At 58.3% G+C, this 21378-nt stretch carries 10 protein-coding genes and 2 pseudogenes; 7 read left to right on the forward strand and 5 right to left on the reverse strand.

Annotated features, from left to right (window positions below; translation table 11 throughout):
- Positions 1–85: 85 nt before the first annotated feature.
- The 3 genes and pseudogenes from XH98_RS30390 to XH98_RS30400 all read left to right on the forward strand — a co-directional run.
- Positions 86–358, forward strand: a pseudogene (locus XH98_RS30390) (MFS transporter); the annotation flags it as partial.
- A gap of 1554 nt (positions 359–1912) precedes the next feature.
- Positions 1913–2509, forward strand: a complete 597-nt coding sequence (locus XH98_RS30395; RefSeq protein WP_271620800.1) for a hypothetical protein — start codon at positions 1913–1915, stop codon at positions 2507–2509.
- 4 nt (positions 2510–2513) lie between these two features.
- Complete coding sequence (locus XH98_RS30400) at positions 2514–4040, forward strand: NEL-type E3 ubiquitin ligase domain-containing protein (protein WP_271620801.1); 1527 nt, start codon at positions 2514–2516, stop codon at positions 4038–4040.
- Between the two features lie 778 nt (positions 4041–4818).
- On the opposite strand, the gene XH98_RS30405 is transcribed toward XH98_RS30400, so the two are convergent.
- The 4 genes and pseudogenes from XH98_RS30405 to XH98_RS30420 form a co-directional block, all read right to left on the reverse strand.
- Complete coding sequence (locus XH98_RS30405) at positions 4819–7029, reverse strand: hypothetical protein (protein ID WP_271620802.1); 2211 nt, start codon at positions 7027–7029, stop codon at positions 4819–4821.
- Between the two features lie 916 nt (positions 7030–7945).
- On the reverse strand, positions 7946–9193 hold the full coding sequence (locus XH98_RS30410; protein WP_442868652.1) for a cytochrome P450: 1248 nt from the start codon (positions 9191–9193) through the stop codon (positions 7946–7948).
- Between the two features lie 215 nt (positions 9194–9408).
- A pseudogene (locus tag XH98_RS41260) lies at positions 9409–9923 on the reverse strand (P-type conjugative transfer ATPase TrbB); the annotation flags it as partial.
- 832 nt (positions 9924–10755) lie between these two features.
- Complete coding sequence (locus XH98_RS30420; RefSeq protein WP_271620804.1) at positions 10756–12366, reverse strand: carbohydrate porin; 1611 nt, start codon at positions 12364–12366, stop codon at positions 10756–10758.
- A gap of 925 nt (positions 12367–13291) precedes the next feature.
- Between XH98_RS30420 and XH98_RS30425 the strand changes: the two genes are divergently transcribed.
- The 4 genes from XH98_RS30425 to XH98_RS30440 all read left to right on the forward strand — a co-directional run bounded on the left by XH98_RS30425 (position 13292) and on the right by XH98_RS30440 (position 19551).
- Complete coding sequence (locus tag XH98_RS30425; protein ID WP_271600130.1) at positions 13292–14557, forward strand: extracellular solute-binding protein; 1266 nt, start codon at positions 13292–13294, stop codon at positions 14555–14557.
- Positions 14558–14751: 194 nt separating this feature from the next.
- On the forward strand, positions 14752–15720 hold the full coding sequence (locus XH98_RS30430) for a thioesterase domain-containing protein (RefSeq protein WP_271600129.1): 969 nt from the start codon (positions 14752–14754) through the stop codon (positions 15718–15720).
- Complete coding sequence (locus tag XH98_RS30435) at positions 15717–17402, forward strand: hydantoinase B/oxoprolinase family protein (protein WP_271620805.1); 1686 nt, start codon at positions 15717–15719, stop codon at positions 17400–17402. The genes XH98_RS30430 and XH98_RS30435 overlap by 4 nt, the downstream gene beginning before the upstream one ends.
- On the forward strand, positions 17353–19551 hold the full coding sequence (locus XH98_RS30440) for a hydantoinase/oxoprolinase family protein (RefSeq protein ID WP_271620806.1): 2199 nt from the start codon (positions 17353–17355) through the stop codon (positions 19549–19551). The genes XH98_RS30435 and XH98_RS30440 overlap by 50 nt, the downstream gene beginning before the upstream one ends.
- Positions 19552–19833: 282 nt before the next feature.
- Here XH98_RS30440 and XH98_RS30445 read toward each other — a convergent pair whose 3' ends face one another.
- Complete coding sequence (locus XH98_RS30445; protein WP_271620807.1) at positions 19834–21315, reverse strand: alkaline phosphatase family protein; 1482 nt, start codon at positions 21313–21315, stop codon at positions 19834–19836.
- Positions 21316–21378 lie beyond the last annotated feature (63 nt).

Genomic DNA, 21378 nt, shown 5'->3' on the forward strand with positions numbered 1-21378 from the left:
CAAATCGGAAAGGTGGGCGACATCGTCTCGGAATCCCCGGGCGACTTCATATCGGTACACCCGGGCGACTTCGTCGGAATCCGCATACGTGAGCATGGCCGAAAGTTTGCCCAGGAACATTCGTGGTGGCGCCTTCGCGACGATCTACGCTTTTGCGATTGCGATTTTCGGAGGCACAGCTCAACTGGTCGTCACTTCGCTGATCTATCTCACCGGGAGCGTACTCGCGCCCGCTTGGTACATGCTTTTCGCTAGCGCGGCCGGGCTCTTTGCCATGCTGATGATGCCGGAGACGGCCCCACTCAATTTGGTGCCCAGCCATAGACGAACGTCTGTAACGCCAGGACCGCTGCCCTAGGCGTAGCCAAACAGGCTAGGATGACATCTATGACGTCCGAAGTGCGAAATATCGCGCAGGAAGACGCTAAGAGCGTAGCATGAAAGGCAATCGATCCTAAAATATTGGGCCAGCTTGACATCGAGCAGGGTCCTGCCGGACTGGTAGCATCGCGGTCTGAAAGGACTTTGCGGTTTATCCAACGTTCGCCGATGCGGCACTTGGGCGATTGGCGGCAGTGACCGGCGGCTGTCGGTGGGCAGTGACTCTGATCAACGTTAGAGAACAAGCGCCGCTTGTACCATCCACCAGCATAACCGCACGGCATAAGGATGCGGCCGCCGACGAGGCAGCGACCGCACGAGGCTCGATCCTCATTTTCTGCTTGATTGTTTTCCCGTCAGTGCAGGACGCACGAGGGATCAGTCAAGCAAAAAAACAGATCGCAGAGACCATTCAATGGATCGTCCGCGCACTGAGGATATGATGTATCGGCTACCTCCACGCTGGCGGTGAGCGGTTGCGCGGCAGCATCCGCAGCAAAAGGAGGTACCGCGGCGGTTGCAAGCGCGAGGGCGCTCGCAGTCACCAAAACAGACTTTTTCATTTGAGAAATCGCTTCCCTAAGTTAGCCCCAGCCGGGGTGACGGTCTATATGACGACGTTGCAAGCGGTAAAATTGATTTTCTCGATCAGACCTATCGACCGGATGGATGAGTTCGGGCATCACCTTATCGCTCTGTCTACCCGCTCGGCACCTGCAGACCTGCTTTATGATCGAACGCGCGACGCGCCTGCGTCGATGCATTTCTCGGAGCGACCGACAAGAGAGTGTTGTTGAATCTGACACGTATCGTCCGGAGCAGGCCACAGCGGTTGCATGTGTCGACACATGTGTCCGAACGCACTTGCGTCACAATTGGTCGCGCAATTGTTCATCACCAAGTGAGATGACCGCGAAAACCGCTTACCGATTCTCTCGTTCGGCTGCGCTGCGGGCCATAGGGCAAGGCTTCGACGCAGAAGACCGCGGCGGCATGCTTGCAGTCTAGCGTGACTGCATTCCACCAGAACTTGCCAGCGCCGCGATATGGTTGTCTGGCGCAGCCATTTCCCGATCCTGTAAGACTAGTCAGCCGAGGAGCGAAGACGCGAGAGTGACCATGACCTCATCTCGGCTGAACTCTTCTCAGGTATTGACAAGAGGCGTTTAGCATAGCTGCAACGCCCGGACTTTCTCTAGCGACAAGACTAGTCAGCTTCTCGACAGCTCAGCGTCCTAGGTTGAGAACACCTCGAACCAGACAAGAGGCTCGACCTGATCAGCTCAATCTGGAAGAGGGAGCAGCCCGATCCCCCTCAAGATAGCGAGCCTTTCGACAATCAGATCCGTGCGGGCATCTCGCGATATCTGGTGCGCCGGATCAGCCAGCGCGTTCGGCCCTTCCAAGTTGGGCTGCGCACCATGATCGTCCGCTTCATCTTCTTGATGGATCGTCGTCACAATGAGAGACCGGCTTTGCGGAAGCGGCGCTCCGGCGCATTTGCTCCATTTTGCCATGCGAGGCGACAACAATGAATACAGATCGGACGCAGCTTGACGGTGACGGCTTTTTCTCAGTTTCCGGCTCCGAAGCGTCCCAATCCGAGGCCTCAGAACCCGGCACTCCCGTTGCGGCGCATTGGGACGAGGCTTTGACGGACGCGGGGCCGTCCGCTCCCACTGCGGCAGGGCCGCAGGACCACGTTGTGGACGCGCGGACGGCTGATGAGGGGCAGGACGAAGACGAGAACCGCCAAACCGCCATTACTCAAACGAGAGCTTTGCCGGAGAATGGGAGTGTGGCGCTAAATCTCTCCTCCCTCTCCCTGACCGCATTGCCCGCTGCCCTCCCGCCCGAGCTTCAGGTCTTTGACGCGAGAGACAATCAATTGGCGAGCTTGCCCGTACTTCCTGACGGGCTCCGCGTGCTCAATGCAGCGCGCAATCTGCTGACCAGCCTGCCGGCCGACCTGCCATCCCGGCTCCGGTCCCTGATCATCGGCGAAAATTCACTGACAAGTCTGCCCGCCCTTCCGGCAACCCTTCAGGAACTCAGCGCTTACAGCAACCACCTGACCAGCTTGCCTGAACCTTCCAGCCGGGCTGCGGAGCCTGGTCGTCGAGAATAATCAATTGATCAGTCTGCCCGCTCTTCCAACAACGCTTGAGGAGCTCTACGCTGCAAGCAACCACCTGACCAGTTTGCCTGACCTTCCAGCCGGGCTGCGGAGTCTGGTCGCCGATAACAATCAACTGACCAGTCTGCCCGCTCTTCCAGCAACGCTTGAGGAGCTCCATGCTGCAAGCAACCAGCTGACCAGCTTGCCTGACCTTCCAGCCGGGCTTCAGAACCTGGACGCCGGCGGCAATCAACTGGCCAGTCTGCCGGCGCTTCCGGCAACGCTTCGGGATCTTGTCGCGCCAAGCAACCAGCTTACCAGCCTGCCCGATCTTCCAGGCAGCATTGAAAGCCTGGTTCTCGATGACAATCAGCTGACCGAACTGCCCGATCCGCTTCCCTCGGCGATCGAATTGTTAGCGGCCAGCGACAATCAACTGGTCCGGCTGCCAGAACTCCCCGCTGCCCTCGAAATACTTGATCTTAGCAATAATCGGCTGACGGACGTACCGGCGAGCCTGCTGCAGCTAGCTAGCGATGCGGCCATCGATTTGACGGACAATCCGCTGCGAGAGCCGGTTCAGAGAAATCTATTAAGAGCAAGGAGTGCTGCGGACTATGCCGGCCCGCAAATCCTTTTCTCGTTGAGCGAAGACGCAATGGAACCTACGCCCCGGCCGCTGCACGAGGTTGTCGCAGACTGGTTTGGGCAGGACCTAGCCATGATCGCAACATGGCAAAGCTTCGCCGATGAGCCTGGTGTGCAGGACTACGCTCGTTTTCTCGACCGGCTTGCCGGCACCGTGAACTACGGCAATAGCGCATTCCGGCAGGCCGTGGTCGAGGATCTGCGGCAGGCATCGGCGAGGCCTCGACTGCGCGAGTTGTTTTTCCAGTTGGCCTCCGATGCATGCGCGAGCTGTCAAGATCGGATCACTTTGGCCTGGAACGGGATGCAGACCGCGCGTCTGAACGCCGACATCGAGGATGGCCTGTACGACGATCGGCTCCCCGAGTTGCTCCAGCATGCCCGCGTCATGTTCCGGTTGGAGGCGCTGGACGGAATAGCGCGCCAGACGGTCGATGTCCTTCGTCACTCCCGACCGGTCGACGAGACCGAAGTCTATCTCGCCTACCAGACGCAATTGCGCGATCCACTGGAGCTGCGACACGTCGCCCCCGACATGCGCTTTTTGACCGTCTCTGGCGTCACCCGCGACGACGTTGAGAGGGCGATGGTAACGGTGCGGCAGCAGGAAACGATAGGTTTTGCGGACTATCTAGCGACGCGCTGGCAACCTTGGGAAACGGTTCTGAGGCGCATTGCCCCCGACGAGCACGCAGCAATGGATGATCGGCTCATCGATGCGATGGGCGAGGAGTTTCAAATTCGGCTGAACCAACGGCTCACCGAAGCGGGTCTTGCGGGCGATGCCGACGCCGAGCGGATTATCGGACCTCAAATCGTCAACGAGATCGCCCGCGAGATCAAAAGCGAGGTGATGCACCGGGTGCTTAGGGAGCACGGCATCGAGCTGTAAGAGATTGGTCAGATCCGTCATACGGATTGCGGTCGTGAGCTCGCGGCCATCACTCAATTCCCCAAAGCTGATCGAGCGACGGAGCCTGCTCTTGCGCCGATGCCAGCGTTGCTAAGCTCGTAGGCGACTGAAAAAGCAGGGAAATGACTGACCATAAGCCGGTGTGCTGAAATTGCCACCGCGCCGCTCGGCGCCATTGCAGTTGAAACGAAAAAGCTGCCGCCTACTTGAACGCTCAATGAAGAACGACAAGCCCCAGCATCTTTTGGGGGCCAAGAAGGCGCGATGCTGGGGTCGTCGTAGCCTAATGCAAGAGTAGCAAATAGGCTGCGTTATTGTGCACCGCCCGGTTTGATTCGTCAAAGCGGCCGGGACGCTCAGCTCCCGTACATCCGGACCATCCGCGATCCGTTCAAGCTCGCCGGAAGAGTTTGCGCGCCAGTCCGCCGCGGGCAGGCAGGTGAAAGCACTGTGACATCCGTGCGGATCGCCGGCAGAATGAGGTATGCCTTTCGCGCCTCTAATAGCAGCGGTCGAGTTTCTCGCCCGAGCGCCGATGTTCGCCACAGCAGAGAATGGCAGCATGCTTGTGCGACGACCGACAATCCTCCGGATGGCCAGCCGATAACCCTCCCGTCAGCAGTGTTTTCTGCCAGGCTCCATCCTTGTGGAAGCTGGATCCCCACGGGACTCGGCGCAGCTCAGGCAGTCCGCCGAGCCGATCCGCAGGCATGAACTCTGCCGCCGAATGGCTCACCGCCGCGACACAACCAGCTCATTAGATCCCCAGTCGAGCCATCTGAGCTGAAGCGTGCTCCGGATCCGGAAGGGGCTGCCACGGCAGGCCAGCGGCGGTGCTCAACAAGGACCTACAGAACGCAGGAGTGAGCTTGCCGCGATGGATCACGACGTTCTCGTGCCCCTCGGCGGCGCGAGCGTTCTGCCAGTGCTGATTGTGCCCGCGCTGCTCGTCGGACTTCACGTGGCAAGCGGCGAATTCACGATCGTTCAGGGTTGCCAATTGCCAGGCTTGTACCGGCCGCTTGGTATGGATGTGCACCCACATCGGCCTTGGCGTTGCACCACTGCTCAGCGCCATGGGCTGCAGCTTGATTTCGAACAGCGTCCCTGGCTCTCCCTTCAAGGCGCGAGGTGGATCCACTGACGCCAGTTCCCCCGCTTCCCGTAACTGTACAAGGTATTTCTGCGACGGAAATGCATATGTCTTCCTGCAATCGCTGGTGATTGCTGCCTTTCGCGCGTTCAATGAGTTTGCCTGCCCCTGAACCTCGGACCACATCCTTTGCAGCCGGGCTCTCTTTTCGTGAACTTCGGGCAGTTGCGCAGCCGTGAGCAGGCCCCCTCGGCGAGGCTCCTCCAGCGCGGCTACACAGGCCTCAATCTCGGCAGACTGCGTCTGCAAGCGCTTGATCACGCGATCCAAGACGTATTCGGCGTCCTCCGGCTTCATATGACGCGCTTGCGAGGCGGCGCTTTGCTGAGCCGGCAGATCGAACTGCAACAGCTCGTCCAATCGTTCAAGCAATCGCGGCAGTGCTTTGATAGAGGGTGGAGCCTGCCACATCTGGAGGTGATCGGTCGCAGAGGATGACGCGGCTGCCTCCTCCGCCGTGGCGAGTTTCTTTGTACCGAGATCCGAGAGCACTATGATCTTGCCCGTGGGGGCCGTAGCGGCATCGGGCCTGGCGAGTTGCGGCGCCGGTGGGCTGGCCGTCGAACTCCCCTCGCCTGCGGCTGCCGCGCGCCTTGCTTTGCCCTTTCTGCCTACTGGAGTGCCTCCACCCACCGGGGCAGTGTTTTCTGTCAGCGCAGCCCAAGCCGGCGGCTCAATCGTCACTTCCGTCTTTGGCTGCAATGCGAGCAGCCGCATGACCTCGTTGGCCGTCACCCACGCACCGTCCACGATCTCGCCCAGTAACTGCAAAGGAAGGTCGGCCTCCGTTCCAGCCTCCCTCAGGGGGTCAAGCATGCCCCTCAGTTGGGAAGCAAACTCCGAAAGCCGCTCCATAACTCCTTCCAGAACGGCGTGGTGCTCGGCATCGAGCACCGCTCCTCCGAGAACGGCGTCGGCCGTCGAAACAAATGCCGGAAAAACATCTCTAATAAAGGTCCCGAGCAGACGTACCCGCCCGTTCTCGTCCGTGAGGGCGGCTCGCACGTCTGGTGCTAACGTGCTCGCTCGCGACTCAATCAAGAGCTGCGCGAGAGCGATCCGCGATTGCAGATACATGCACCTGGTATTGAGCGCCCAGCCCGTATTGAGCCTGAGTTGGGCCTCTTCGGCCTTGCGCATCTCGGGCGTGCTGCTTGGCAAGTGGGCAGTCGCCGCACAGACTGACTGCATCCGCTCGAAGCGCAACGCCTTCTTTCCCCACGAGTCCATGCAGGCAGCATACTGGTTCGCGACGCCCGCAATGACGCGGGTCAGCTGTTCGGGCGGAGCGGTGTCTTTGATCTTGTCGAGCAGGGCTTCTGCTTGCCTTCTCCTGTTCTCAAGTGGGTACAGAATCTGGGTGGCCACTTCGTTACATTGGTTGCCCGCATCCAGCGTGTCGTCGCGGAGCCGGCGAGCCTGATCGTCGGGCAGGATACGACGGGCCAAATTCGGAGGCAGATTCGCGTAATATTCAAGAGCTGTTGAGCCTGCTTCGACGACTTGATCGATCAGCTCTTGCGCCTGTTGCAAGTTGCAGGGTTGCATAGCCGCTCGACGGCAAGTTTCAAACTTCTCAAGCAGGCCATCGATGTTTCGCTTTGCTGCATTGATCTCGTGGCGCCTCGGCGCCACCAATTCTGAAGCCGCTGTTCTGCCTTGCCCAGAGCGCATCCGCTCCAGGACGGCATCGAAGGATGGACCACGTTCCCCAGGGAAGAGACCACGCTCCAGGCTCGAACGGCTCAATTCCCCCGTGTTGTCGGCTCCCGCCGCCTCACCCGGTGAGGGATCAGCTCGGCCAATACCTTTCATACTTCATCTCCGAACAGTCGAGAGTGCACAGCCTGTCTGGATAGGCCGCCTTGCTGACGACCAGCTGACCAAGAGCATTCATCCGGATGCACAAGAAAGAAGATCTCGCCTTGAGTTCCACTTTGATCGCAGCCCCTCGCGTTGCTGAACTAGCCGCATCAGTGCCGTGTGATCAGCTGAGACGTGACCGGGGCCCGACCTGCCCCGCCCGCCAGATAATCCCGCTCCAATGCGGTGCCTCTGTGCGCGCAAACTGGGACAAGTCAACTCCAAAGGCCTTCTGGACGGCAATTTTGGCCAAGCAGAAATGGCCAGCGTATGTCGATCGCAGAACTGCGCTGGCAACACGCGTCCCGCTATCCAGCATATAGACTTCGACGAAGAGCTTACCAACTCACCAGCCATACACGGCTATGGCGAGACGCCTGAGGCTATCAGCAACAACATTCTCACCGTCCGAACTGAGCAGACTCGACGTTGCGCAGCATTCAACTACATCTCGCCAAACCTGGGCCGCGCCTAGGCCGGTTAAATTACCCTCATAGAAATATGACAGCAAGCGTACTGAGCACACCGAGCGTCACCCTGATCAGCGAACCGCCTGACGGCACGACTCTGAAGAGCAGAAAGATGAGTATGGGCTCCACTACCAGAATAGCTCCCTGTTTCGGGGCAATGATCCCGATGTTCTTCAGATGCACGTCGCCCAGCGCTTATCGGAAAATGAGGAAGAGGCCACCGAAGGATATCAGGAGAAACATGTCGCTTGTCACAGGCGCTCCAAACGTCTCTCCGGTTCATGAGTAGCTGGCCACAGCAATTGTTTCGGTCCATCGGGCGATCTGCGCAGCTTGAACAGGATAGTTCAAATCAATGCAGCCCGACCGCGCGCGGTCCGAACGGGCGCGATCAGGGCCTAGGCTATGATCCGCACGGGCAGAGCGGAATAGCCGTGCACGAAGTTGGACGCAATTCGCTCGGGTTCGCCGACCACCTTGACCTCTAATCTCGCGTCCAAAATCTCTTCCCAGAGGACTCTCAACTGCAGTTCCGCAAGATGTCGACCAAGACAGCGATGGATTCCGAATCCAAACGAGAGGTGCTGCCGCACATTCTTCCGGTCGATCACGAAACTGTTGGCGTTCTCAATGACCTCTTCGTCTCTATTGCCGGAGATGTACCACATGATGACCTTGTCGCCTTTCCGGATCTGTTTTCCGCCTACGATGCTGTCAACTGCGGCAGTGCGGCGCATATGTGCGATCGGCGTCTGGTATCGGATGATCTCGGACACGGCGCTCGAGACCAGCTTGGGACTGTCAATTAGTTTTCGCAGTTCGGATGGGTACTGGCTCATGAACTGGAGGCCGCCGGTAATCGAGTTGCGCGTCGTATCATTGCCGCCAACGATCAGCAAAATCAGGTTTCCGAGAAACTCACTTGGCTCCATATGGCGTGTGGCGGGCGAATGCGCCATCAACGAAATCAGGTCGAGGCGCGGCTCGGCATCGATCCGCTCGTTCCAAAGCCCGGTGAAATAGTCCAGGCACTCGGACAAGATGGTGCTTCGCTTGTCCCAGCTATCGATCGCATCGCCTGCTTTAGGAGCGGCAACAGCTACGTCTGACCAATAGGTCAGGAGTCGCCGATCCTCGAATGGGAAGTCGAACAGCGTGGCGAGTGTTTGCGTCGTCAACTCTATGGAGACCTCGTTCACCCAATTGAAGTCTTCATTACGCGGCAGGCCATCGAGAATCGACCTAACACGAGAGCGGATCAAGGTCTCGAGCTTCGTCAGGCTTTCCGGTCCGACAATCGGGCTCACACTATTGCGCTGCTCGGTGTGCTTGGGAGGCCCCATCTTGATGAAACTCTGGGTCCAGTGCTCACCAGGCACGTCGACAATAGTGACACCTTGCTCTGACGAGAACGCGTGGTGGTTTGTATCTACCGCTACGATATCCCGGTATTTCGTTACGGACCAATATGGACCAGAAGCGCTGTCCTGACAGTAGTGAACGGGATCTTCCTTCCGCAACCGCTCGAAGCAAGCCCATATGCTGTCGTCCTGAAAGCGCTTGCTCTCACTTACGTCCAGCTTGTTGAGTGGGATAGCACACGAATCGTCAGCTCTATAATCTTTGAATCGCCTTGTCATGATCATCTCTGCAGATTCTGCTCTCGAGAGCTTACGGCCTAGCAGCGCCATTCAGGGCTTCGAGCTGCCGCTACGCTTGGCTGCGACGGGCCGCTCGATCAGACTACCTCACAGTGCAGGTAGCCTAGCCCTACCATGTCGGGCAGTAAGGATCGCATTGACTTTCCGACTCGATCCACTCAATCAATCGCTGAGGGCTGTCACCACGGCCTGAACGAGGTCTGTGCTCTTCGCGTATCCTCGGTGAGGACGACGCAATCGGTGGTGCCGGCGATCTCGGGCAGCAGTGCATCTGTCAGGGTGATCATCGTGGTCGATGTGCCCCCGGCGACCAGGATGTTCTTGCGGGCAGCGACGGCTTCGCAGAGCACGCCCGCTGAACCCAAGGTCACGATGCGCTGCCGCGTAGTCATCCAGGTGAAGACTGTAACGGCGGGCTTGTGGATCGCAAGGGCCGCGCCGCAACGACGGGCGCAGAAGCTTCTGAAACGTCTTCCCCGTGTTAGGAAGCTCGGCGGAGGCGTCGCGGCTTTTTCGCATCCGCCCCCGCGCCGGCCTGGTTCGCAACCAGGCGCACGATCCGTTCGCCGTCGGCCGCGGACATCTTCGTCCGCTATCCCCCAGATTGCAAGACAGCCGGCCGATCAAGAGCCGACCGTCGCGGTTGAGCCTCACCTCGACCATCGCGGGGTCTTCGAGGAAGGCCGCGATCGCGGGACCGAGCAGGGGTGTGCATCATATGCGGGCCACGCCAGAACGCTTCCCAATCATTGAAGCGCCCCCCGACGATCGTCCACCGCCCCCACCCAATCGCAGCAAGCGATCAGCAACGGGGATAGAAAAAGGCAGGAATGATCAACAAGTATTCCTCCCTCGTATGCTGTAAGATCGAACAGCGAAAAAATACTTGCTGCTTTGGCAGCGCGCTGCTCGAGGTGGGCAATATACTCTTAAGGCCGCTTCACGCGACGCTCGCTGTCGTCTGTTCGTCCATCGCAACAAATTGGGCTGCCGCACTCCCTTGACCGCTCTCAGATTCAGAATTGACCAGAAGGCGATACGGCCCTTCGGTCGGGCTTGGAGACAGCGGAGGATCGAGGTATCTTCTTGCTAGCATCCGCCGCAGGGGACTGAGATTTCAGAGCGCCTGCGCTATTGTTGGAGCCGAAATGACCGAACTCGGAATAGCAATTTGGTCCAAGTCAGGACGGTGGTCACTCACCTTCGATCTTCCGAAAATCGACCGATTTAAGGCCGCGCACGGCTCGGAGGTTTTCGTAAAGGAAGGCTGCAATTATGTCGAGCGTCGATGCAGCGAACTCGGAATCACTGACGATCTCTGGCTTTGGTTAGAGGCGGTTAGAGCGAACAGATGAGCGGATAGTGTCGCTCGTTGTTAACCTCAATTCCTGTGAACGGTGCGGTTCAACGCCAGGATTGATGGGTGCAATGGCCCAAACTGTTGATCCAAAAGATACTTGTGCGACCACAGATCAGCCGTTCCAAGATTTCCATAGCGCGAGCCGAGCCGGTATGACCCGGCTCGGCGGCTTTCTGATTAGCCTACGCTAGAAGAATATGGAGGTCGACGCCGAGAAATTCAGGGCATGCCCTGTTTGCGGTGTGTAGGTGATCGTCGTCGGATTGTTGATGTAAGTCAGGCCGAGATTGAGATACACGCCGGGGCCCAGGTGCGCGGTATATGTTCCTGATATCGCCTTGCTATCACTGTGGGCGAGATTTTTTGCGGCCAATGCGTTCTGCACGGCGAAATTGCTCCAAACCGTATCTGTGGCGACTATTGAGATCTGATCAGTGGGACGACTGTCGAACAGGCCCTTGGCATAAAGGCGAACCTCATAGTACTGCGTGACCTTGTTCTGGTCAGGCGGCGCGCCCATGACCGAAAACCCGCCATAGATACCGCGGGATGCCGCACCCTGAGGGGCGATTTGCGAGAACTGCCGGTCGGCGGCGACATAATAGAAAGTGTTCTCGTCACCTCTCGGGTTCTTTGGAAACGGGATGTTGGCGTAGTGGCTGGTATTGTAACCAATGCCCGCGCGGAGCCAGGTATCAAACACACCCGGAGCTGCCTTGGTCTGATAACCCGTCTCGTCAAGGGCGAGAACACCGGTATTGGGTGTGCGCCAGTACAAGCCTTCAGGATTTTGATTGACTTCTGTCGCAACGCCATCCGGGCTGATAGAGCGCTGCACCGAAAGCTTGGTGTAGAAGTTTCTGTCGAAATTATATCGAAGGTTGACCGCTGGCGTGGGTGTTGCGTTGCTGCTCATTCCGCCCTGGTACAGCACGTTAGACGAAGGTCCAAAGATGCTTGCGCCTGCGTTGCCGCCGACCAATGTGCCAGCAAACTCATGTGAGTTTCTGAGGTAGCCGAACTTGAGCTCGAGCGCCCGGTCGAAGAAGGTTTGGTAGTAGGCCAGCGTATTGATGCCGAGCCTGTCCGGACCACCAGGCTGCCACGTCCACGATTGCTGCTCCATGCCCGCAATGATCTGGCCGTCGGGGATGCCGTATCGGGTCAGATCATAAGTGACCATCACATAGTTCACGGTGTTCAAGGTCGGATTCTGCCCGTTGTAGAGCTGATTGGCGATGGTGCTTCTGGCCGCGTTTGGTAGCACGTTTTGCACATAACTGTTCACCGTCCAGGCAACGTAGCCGACACCGACATCGGCCAAGGCCGATCGCAAACCAGTCTTATCCTGGTCTACCGTATCTATGGGCGCCGGGATGTTGATCTCCAGACCCCTCTCACGAAGCTTGTCGAATCTGGCAAACTTGCTTGCTTCATCCTGAGCCGGTTGTGCCACGATATCGCGGCGCGCGAGCTTAGGAGCGATGGCGCCTTGGGCCAAGGCGGAGGCGCCGCGGAGGCCCTCCGCTCCTGGCCGCGGCCGCTCCTCGGGCTTTGCGGCATGGCTGTTCTTCTTGGTGAGCTTGCTCTTGAGCGCCGTATCGGGCGCGTGGCTCTTTCCACTTGTGGTCTCGGTGTTCTCTGCCGTGGCCACATTGCTGATCAAGCTGGCTGCCAATGACAAAGCAACGACGTTTCTGCCCTTCTTTGAAATCAGTATCGGCATCCGGCGAGGTGTCTTATCTCGCTTATCGCCGTCAACCTGCATAGCAATCAGTTCCGAATAACTTCTATTCACGCGCATAACGCCCCCAAGCAGCTTTTTGAGACCTGTGATGGGCGTTCCAATCGCATTGGTACCGCAACACTGGGATGACGTTCATCGAATAACTCGATGAGAACTCGGGCCGGACGCGATCCCGCATGACGGTACATGCAAAGCCGATCGACCAAAGAACGTGTTCTGCTCATCTTAAGAACACGTTGCCTTAAGTTCAGTCAAATCAGTGCGACTGTTGCTGTTGTCACACCGCCGCGCGAGGACACAAGAACACTGACTGGTCGCAGATATTTGGATTGATCGCCAAAGCTCTCCGCTCAGCCGCAACTCATATCGTGGCCCGTACGAGACCACCAAGAGGCGAACGGCGGGCGCCAATCGCGGCATAGAGCTTACAAAGCCTCGTGCCATTGGGCGTGCCGGCTGCGGGACTTCCGTGGATGGCGCCTAACAAGCCTGGAGCTTCGTTTCCGCGCAACTAGGCTCTTTGGCTTCGTTCAAAGACGTGGCGTGCATCGCATAATGAAGCAAATACATCGCAAAATTAGATGAGCGTCATTCACGCGTAGCAAATCCCGCTTCTTATTATTGGAAGACCGACGCGCCGGTGCCGAGGAAGAGATCAAGATGCAATTTCGAAAGTCTTAAGCCGAGAGAAGTGACAGCCTCTCAGGCGCGACCAACCGAAGCCCCGCCTATCTGCAACCGCTAGCCTTACACAGCGCCGGCTGTTTCCTCGGCCACAGCTCTTATAAAAGCGGGTGAGGTGACGACGTGACAAGGCGGTCTTAAGTCAGTCGGGCACCAACATCGACTGGAGCTCGGGCTAGCGGGGGGCGTGCGCCACGTCCCAATCAGAATTGAGCCAAGATGAACGGCACACGGCCTGAGTACGTGTGATCTTGGTTGGAAACAGGGCTCATCAAAACCACAGGATTAAGCAATGCGGATCACGCGACGAAAATTCATCTTGTCTGGAGCTTTTGCTATTGGGTCAGTTACTTGTCCAGCCATAGTTCACGCAGCGACAACGAGACTGACGGTCAGCCATGGCGCGCCGCCCTATCTGAAGATGCTGGCCGAGCTCGGGCAGCAATTCTCCGCCAAGTATCCTGGCGTAGCGGTCGACTTTATTGCGGGGGGCGACAACTGGGATCCGCTGCTGCAAAGCACATTCCGTTCGGCTCTGGTAAATGATTTGCCGGATGCGACTTGGCAGTCTTTGACCTACGCGGGCATCCTCGCCAGGCGCGGCATAGCGCAGCCGATGGATGCATTCACGGAAGATGCGAAGACTCTCGTTGGTATGGGCCTGTCGCAACCATTGATCGAAGCTACCCAAGTCAAAGGAAAGACCTATTCCTTGCCGTTCGGGACGACGATCCCGGTTGTCTACTACAACATGGGGCTCTTGAGACGGGCCGGATACAAGAAAGGCGAGCTGCCGACAACTTGGGACGAAATCATTGAGACTGGAAAGCGCGTTGCGAGCCTCGGAGAAAGCGTCAACGGCGGCTATATCGAATACATGTCCACCAATGCATGGATGTTTCAGAACATTCTCGCAACACTAGGCGGCAATATGATGAATCCGGCGCAGACCGCGATTACCTTTACTTCGGTCGAAGGACTGCAGACGCTGCAGATTCTTGCCCAGTTCGGCCTGACCAACAATGTAGACATGACGCAGGACCAGGCCCGGCAAGCCTTCAACTCCGGAATGACCGGGGTGCATATCCGAACAGCAAGCGGCATCAACTCGGTAGCGAAGGCAGCCTCGGGCAAATTCGAGCTGCAGATTGGCCAGTTGCCTGTGCCCGACCCACACGGAAAGCTTGTTGGCGCTGGGCACGGCTTCTTCATCTTTACCAAGGATGCCGAGCGCCAACGGCGGCTGTGGGATTTTATCAGTTTCGCAGCCGGCCCGGAAGGCCAAGCCATCCTCGCCAAGCACACCGGCTACCTCCCGATCAATACGATTGCTCTCAAGGATCCGAAGTTTCTCGAAGCCTATCTTGCCGAGCACCCGTACCACCGCTCACTCCCTGAGCGGATGTCGATTACGGGCGATCAGTTTTCGTTTCCAAGCGACAACACTGTCAAGATCGTCGACATGATGGCGGAAGAGATGCGCAAGGTCGTTACCCAGCGCTCGGAGCCTAAGCAGGCATTGGCTGAGATGGCGGCGCAAACCAAAAAGCTCCTTTAGACCCCGGTCTCTTCATTCAGCAAGCTTGAAGGTGAAGCTCGAAAACGATGGTTCAAACGCAATGTACCAAGTCGCAGTCCGAACTCTTCCCTGGTGAAGTGCGGTCAAGCATCAATGCGACCCCAATGTTGGTCTATGGTCGACCAGGAGACCCCACCAAGCCTCTGGTCATATTTCTAACCGGGGGCGGCGTGATGGCGCGCATTGCGTACGGCCATCCCAGTGGGAACGCGAGCGATTTCCTGGACTACTGGTTGGAGCGGAAAGGCTGGGGTCTGGTGGCAGCAACCTACCCGGGCGACCATCCGGCGCTCGTAAGTCCGAAGTCTGATCTAGACCTGGAGAGCTGGGCTTCGGCGCTTGCAACTCTTGTTGCTGAGACGGTAGGCCAAGACAAGGGGCGTCCGATCATTGCCGCTGGCTGGAGCATGGGCGGCAAGCTCGCCTTTGCGCTGACCCGTGCACTGCGCCTCCAGGGACAGGAGCTTGAGTGCTTTGTTTCTCTATGTGCAACACCGCCATTCCCCCGCACTGACGATAGCTTCGGGCCGCCGGAGCGTCTTGCGCCGAACGGACTGTGGGACCTCTCGGCTGGAACGAGAGACGGCCTGACCAGAGATGAGCGGTGGTTGCAAGAGCTCGTCGCAATCGCTAAAGCCGAAGGGCACACTGTCATCGCCCCCGATATGTTCGGGCCTTTCTACCGGACGAATGTACCGCCAGGCTTGTGGGGACCTGAGCTGGCGCCCTTCTTCAATGAAGAGGTGACCAGCGATTTGCCCGGTGCGTTTCTGCAGGCGTGCAGCTTCTCTGGCGTCGACTACCCAATATGCGCGGCGATTATTCCGATGGATTCGCGAGACTATCGCCATGCACTCGCGGACGAGGCGGTCTGGGGATCCATCACTATCAAAAGCGTTCTGCACAACGTCGTTCCGAAATTGGCGCCTTCCCAGCTCTCCACGCATGATTGGTTGCGTCTACGGGATCGCGTCGTTGACCTGCCGAGGCGTCTGGCCAGGTACCTACCCGGCGGGCATTTCTTCTTCGTCGGAGCGCACGGCGCACGTGCCACCGTATCTCACCTGGAGGACCTCCACGAGGAGATACGGAGCGCTCTGGATCTGTTTGGCAGTTCCGAAATGCGGATAGGAAATACATGAAGGCAGGCGCGGATTTCGACCCGATCGAGCTCGAGATTTTCTGGAGCCGGCTGCTCTCGGTCGTCGATGAGGCAGCTGTTGCGCTCCTTAGGACGGCGTTCTCGACGGTTGTGCGGGAATCAAATGATTTCACAGTCGTTCTAATGGATGCAGATGGAGACAGTATCGCCGACACCAACATCGGAACGCCGTCCTTTGTCGGAATTCTGCCCAAAACCCTGCGCCAGTGCTTGGCCCAAATACCGATTGAAGACTGGCAAGAGGGAGATTGCATCGTCACCAACGATCCCTGGATGACCGCTGGGCACCTCCTGGATCTTGCAATGCTTGCTCCCATTTTTCGTCACGGCCGACTGATTGGGTTTTCCGGATCTATGGCCCATCTGCCCGACATCGGGGGCGCGCTCTTCTCAGCAGATTGTCGCGAGGTGATTGAGGAGGGAATCCGCATTCCGCCGACCAAATTCCTGCGACGAGGCGAGGAAAATCACGACCTTGCCTCGCTTATTCGAGCTAACGTGAGGGTCCCCGAACAGGTCATCGGAGATTTCTATGCTCAGGTTGCCGCGCATGCGGTTTGCGCTCGTAAGATTTCTGACTTTTTTGAAGTGTCTGGTCTGGAAGATCTCACGGCAATATCGGCTGCGTTGCAGCATCGCGCCGACCGTGCGATGAGAGCGGCGATCGACGATCTGCCCGATGGCACTTATCGTTCAGTCCTGATCGCAGACGGCTACGATGGGGAGGAGACCCGGATCGCTTGCGCAGTAAAGGTGACCGGTTCGGAGCTTCATGTCGACTATGCGGGGAGCTCAAAGCAGATCGCGCGTGGCTTGAACTCGGTTATGAACTTCACTTACGCGTTGTCGGTCTATCCTTTGAAGTGTGCGCTTGACCCTACAACGCCTCGCAACGAAGGATCGTACCGTTCGATCATCGTGACTGCTCCTGAGGGCAGCATTCTCAATCCAATCTACCCGGCGGCTTGCAACGCGCGGCAGCTCACCGGTCACCTGCTTGCCGGAGCGATTTACAAGTGCCTGGCCCAGGTGATTCCGGACAAGGTCATCGCTGAGTCAGGGACGGCGCCAACTCTGCGCTCGGTTTTCAGCGGCAATGATCGTTTTGGAAACCGCTTCTCGCAAGTATTGTTCGGCAGTGGCGGGATGGGAGCAAGCGCTCGTTCTGACGGTCATTCCTGTACGCCGTTCCCGACCAATACGGGTTGTGGAAGCATCGAGGCGTTTGAAGTTGCAGCTCCGTTGATCGTTTGGCGCAAGGAGCTCATCGCCGATTCTGGCGGAGCTGGCCAGTACCGCGGGGGGCTTGGTCAGGAGATCGAAGTCGAAGTCGTTGCCAACGGAGACATCCAGCTTTCCTTGATGGCTGACCGTCAGAAAAATCCGCCCGAGGGCCTGATGGGCGGACGGCGCGGCGCAGCTGTTTCGATTCGGCGGCAAGACGGATCGGAGCCGCATCCGAAATCACGCAGCGTTCTATCGCCAGGACAGCGATTGATCTTGCGCTATGCCGGAGCTGGTGGCTTTGGAGATCCTTCGAAGCGCGCCCATGACGAGATGCTGCGCGACCTGAAGGACGGTTATGTAACGATTGCCGGTTTAGAGCGGGACTATGGCGTACGGCTTGAGGAGATTGCAGGTGAATCAGCGGTCAGGAGATAACGTTAGGATAGGCGTCGATGTCGGAGGGACGTTTACAGATTTGGTACTCGTCGACCCGCAGACCGGGACGATCTTTCTTGGTAAGCAGCTTACGACACACGTGGACCCAAGCCGTGCGATCCTGGAAGGACTGGAGCGACTTTTGGAGCAGTCCCACCGCGCAATAGAACACGTTAGTCACCTCGTTCACGGAACGACCCTGGTCACAAACACCATCATCGAACGACGGGGCGCAAAGATCGGACTTTTGACGACGCGAGGGTTCCGCGATTTCCTAGAACTTGGCAAGGAGATCCGCCACGACAGGCACGATCTATTCTTGCGGCGGCCCGAACCGCTGGTGCCTCGGCGTTTACGGCTGGAGGCAAGTGAACGAATCAATGCTACGGGTGAGGTCATCTCGGAGCTCGTGGAAGCCGATGTCCGAGCCGCAGCCCAGCAGTTCAAGGCCGACTCTGTCGAAGCGATCGCAGTCTGCTTCCTGCATAGCTATGCCAACGGGGCTCACGAGCGGCGTGCAAAGCAGATTCTGGCGTCGGAATTGCCAGGCGTGCCCATAACTGTCTCCCACGGTATTGCGCCAGAGATCCGCGAGTACGAGCGCGGCAATACGGCGTGCGCCAACGCATATGTACAGCCGATGATGAATCGCTACGTGAGGCGGCTTGAGGGCGGTCTTCGTAAGAGAGGCTTTTTCGGCTCGCTCTCGTTGATGTTGTCCGGTGGAGGTCTCACAGGACTGGAAGCTGCCGAGTCGGAGCCAATTCAGCTGATCGAATCGGGTCCGGCTGCCGGGGCGACCGCGGCCGCCTTCTACAGCAGGATCACTCAGATCCCCGATCTGATCTCCTTCGATATGGGCGGCACGACCGCCAAAATGTGTTTGATCGAGTGTGGCCAACCTGAGCGTTCGAACGAATTTGAGACAGCCAGAGTCAGCCGTTTTCAGAAGGGATCGGGGCTGCCCTTGAAAATTCCGGTTATCGACCTCATCGAGATCGGCGCCGGCGGCGGGTCGATTGCGCGGGTCGACCAAATGGGTCTGCTCAAGGTCGGCCCTGAGAGCGCGGGATCCGAGTCGGGACCGGTTTGCTACGGTCGGGGAGGCAGCCTCCCAACGGTGACAGACGCTGATCTTGTTCTCGGTTATCTATCACCGGATTATTTTCTCGGGGGCGAGATGACGCTCGACATGGCCGCGGTAGAGCGAGCGCTTACTAAGCACATCGCCGAACCGCTCGGACTTGAAGTCGTTGAGGCCGCGGTTGGGATCCGCAGGATTGTTGATGAAAAAATGGCGGCCGCCACGCGCATGTATATTGCAGAGAAAGGGCGCGATCCTCGCCAATACGCGCTTCTTGCGTTCGGCGGAGCAGGTCCGGTCCATGCACATTCGCTGGCTCGCCTGTTGGGAATCAAGCGTCTGGTCGTTCCACTCGGCGCAGGGGTCATGTCTGCGCTAGGCTTTCTCGTGTCCGCACCGGCGATCACTTTGTCCCGCAGCTACAGCGCACGTGTTTTAGCTTTGGATTGGCCGCGCGTTAACGGCTTGCTGGAGGCTATGGAGCAGGAGGCAAGCGGGTTTCTCACACGCAGTGGCATTGCGCCTCATTGCGTTAGCTTTCGGCGGAGCGTGGACATGCGCTATCTCGGACAGGGTTTCGAGGTCCCGGTCGACGTTCCCAACGGTATCCTGGACGCAGCAACCGCAGATTCGCTCATCGACCGGTTCAGAAAGGCCTACGAGCTTCGGTTTGGACGGAGCGTCGTTGGCGTACCGATCGAAGCGCTGACTTGGCGCCTTGAGGCGGTCGGTCCAGCCCCCGAGGTGAGCTTGCGCTTCGCGGGCCCCGAGCGCCATGTAGGCGAACCGCGAAAAGCATCCAGACAGGTCTATTTCGGCGAGCACGGATTTTTGGCGGCTGATGTCCTCGACCGTTACCGGCTACGCCCAGGAATGAAGTTTGAGGGGCCTGCGGTCGTCGAAGAGCGCGAGTCCACCACGGTCATCGGACCTGGCTGTAAAGTGGAGGTCGATCCCTCGCTCAGTCTCATCATCGATATTGCGGAAGGTTCGGCGCAAACCAGCCCTCTCAGCCGAGGCGTCAGGCTGGAGGCAGTCAAATCAGAGGAGCTGTCGCGTGCCTAAAGCGGGAGGCCTCCGTGCTCGACCTTGGCGTCATGTTGCCCCCCACCTAGCCGATCCATTTGGGCCATTCAGGTGCGTCCTGAAACCCGGGGGCAACGGCTGCTCGGGTCGAAAAAACGGCCCCGCCACAACGAACCGGCGGTCATGCCGATGTGTCCCTGCGATCGATCCTGGCCAGTCTGCAATAAGCGGCGTGATACGGCAAAGGCAATGTAGGAAGTTTGCGAGTTAGATTGCCGCTCGCCTCAACCTGAGGCCATTTCGAAAAATTAGAGATTTTCCTCAAGATGAAACCCAGCCACCGACAAGGTAGCTGGCCTCGCCAACATGCGCGCGCTTGAGCAATTGTCGATAAGATCCGAGATGCGCTTCGAAGGCCTCCTCGCGAGTGATGCCGCAGCCATGAGACGGCTCGAGCAGTTCACGTAGCACCCTGCCTGTCATAGTCGCAGGTCTGTCTAGCCCAAGCAGATGTAGGACGGTGGGCGCCACATCGCAAATTCCGGAAGGCAGGGAGGACGAGGTCCCGGCTGCAGGAAATGCGGTGCCTGCCGCGAGACCGAGTGCGGCAAGTTCCTTTGGATGAAGACCGCCATGCAGGCCGAGGCCGGTCCTCCGATCGTTGTCATAGAATGTGCCCCCAACAAGACCGAATTCGTCGATGCTGTCGTCGGTCCGGAAGGAAAACGCAACGTCCGGGGCGCGAGGATGATCTGCAAAGACGAGGTGCCTTGACAAGCTTCCCGGCGCAATCCCGTAGATCGCATCTCTGGCACGCGTGAAGACCGAGCCACACCATGGCTCGGTCGTAATAATTGCGACCAGGCTCTTCAGTTTCGCCTCATCAGGCTCAACGAGATAGAGTGCACCGACTTGTCCGGGCACGACGACCACATCAACGCCCTTAGCCGGCGCTACTCCTGGGCTGAAGCCAGCCTGACGCAGGCCGTCAGCAATAGAGACCCGCGTATGACCGGTGATATGACCATGATCGGATATAGCAAAAATCTGTACGCCGGCTGCCCTGCCCTCGGCGTCCCACCAATCGAGCACGCGGCCGAACTGCCGATCGCAATGTGCGATGATCGATTTGGTCTCTCCCGCACCCGTGCCGTGGAAATGAGACGTTACGTCGGGTTCTCCAAACGAGAGAATCGTGACGTCGGGTCGACACCTGGGCCATATGAAATGCAAGAAAGCGGAAGTAATCCAATCCTGGCCAGCGCGGTCCGGCTCCGTCTTTGGAAGCGCTGGGGGCAGTGGACCGAGCTGCGCCTCGATGCCGGCAAGGACGTTCTCAGGCGTACAGGCCTCTTTGAAGTGGCCGGACAGACGAATATGCCCGAGGTCCTCAGCCTTGTGGTGAAAGAGCCGTGTCGTACCTGCCGTATTGGTGGAGAGAACGGCAAGGCTTCGACCATTTCTGGCCAGGAGCTCGCCGAGTGAGGGCGCCGAATACAAATTGCCGCCGCTCTCTAGATCGAGTTGGCGCAGGAGAACTGCATCGGAGGTATCGATATAGCGAAATGGAGAGCTCGCACGATCGACATATTTGTTGCCAACCATTCCGTGTCGGTCCGGTGTTGCGCCGGTGACGAGGCTTGGGAAAGCAGAACGGGTTTCGCTTGGATAGACGGTGCGGTGGTTTGCGAGTGTCACACCCCTCCCTTTCAGTCGCCACAGATTGGGGGTCAGCTCCGCGCTGACCAGGTCCGGGCGGAGCCCGTCGAAGCTGACGACGAGAATTCGAGGCGATTCAAACATCCGCAATTCCGTTCCGTGAGGCTTTACGCTTCGAGTCGATCGCGCTTGCAGGTTTGCGCGTGC

Source organism: Bradyrhizobium sp. CCBAU 51745, from assembly GCF_028128715.1.
Lineage (GTDB): Bacteria > Pseudomonadota > Alphaproteobacteria > Rhizobiales > Xanthobacteraceae > Bradyrhizobium > Bradyrhizobium manausense.

Coding starts and splice junctions, on each gene's coding strand:
- XH98_RS30445 (WP_271620807.1), bottom strand. CDS start 21,315: ATGTTTGAATCGCCTCGAATTCTCGTCGTCAGCTTCGACGGGCTCCGC.
- XH98_RS30395 (WP_271620800.1), top strand. CDS start 1,913: ATGAATACAGATCGGACGCAGCTTGACGGTGACGGCTTTTTCTCAGTT.
- XH98_RS30410 (WP_442868652.1), bottom strand. CDS start 9,193: ATGATCATGACAAGGCGATTCAAAGATTATAGAGCTGACGATTCGTGT.
- XH98_RS30440 (WP_271620806.1), top strand. CDS start 17,353: ATGGCGTACGGCTTGAGGAGATTGCAGGTGAATCAGCGGTCAGGAGAT.
- XH98_RS30430 (WP_271600129.1), top strand. CDS start 14,752: ATGGCGCGCATTGCGTACGGCCATCCCAGTGGGAACGCGAGCGATTTC.
- XH98_RS30405 (WP_271620802.1), bottom strand. CDS start 7,029: ATGAAAGGTATTGGCCGAGCTGATCCCTCACCGGGTGAGGCGGCGGGA.
- XH98_RS30425 (WP_271600130.1), top strand. CDS start 13,292: ATGCGGATCACGCGACGAAAATTCATCTTGTCTGGAGCTTTTGCTATT.
- XH98_RS30435 (WP_271620805.1), top strand. CDS start 15,717: ATGAAGGCAGGCGCGGATTTCGACCCGATCGAGCTCGAGATTTTCTGG.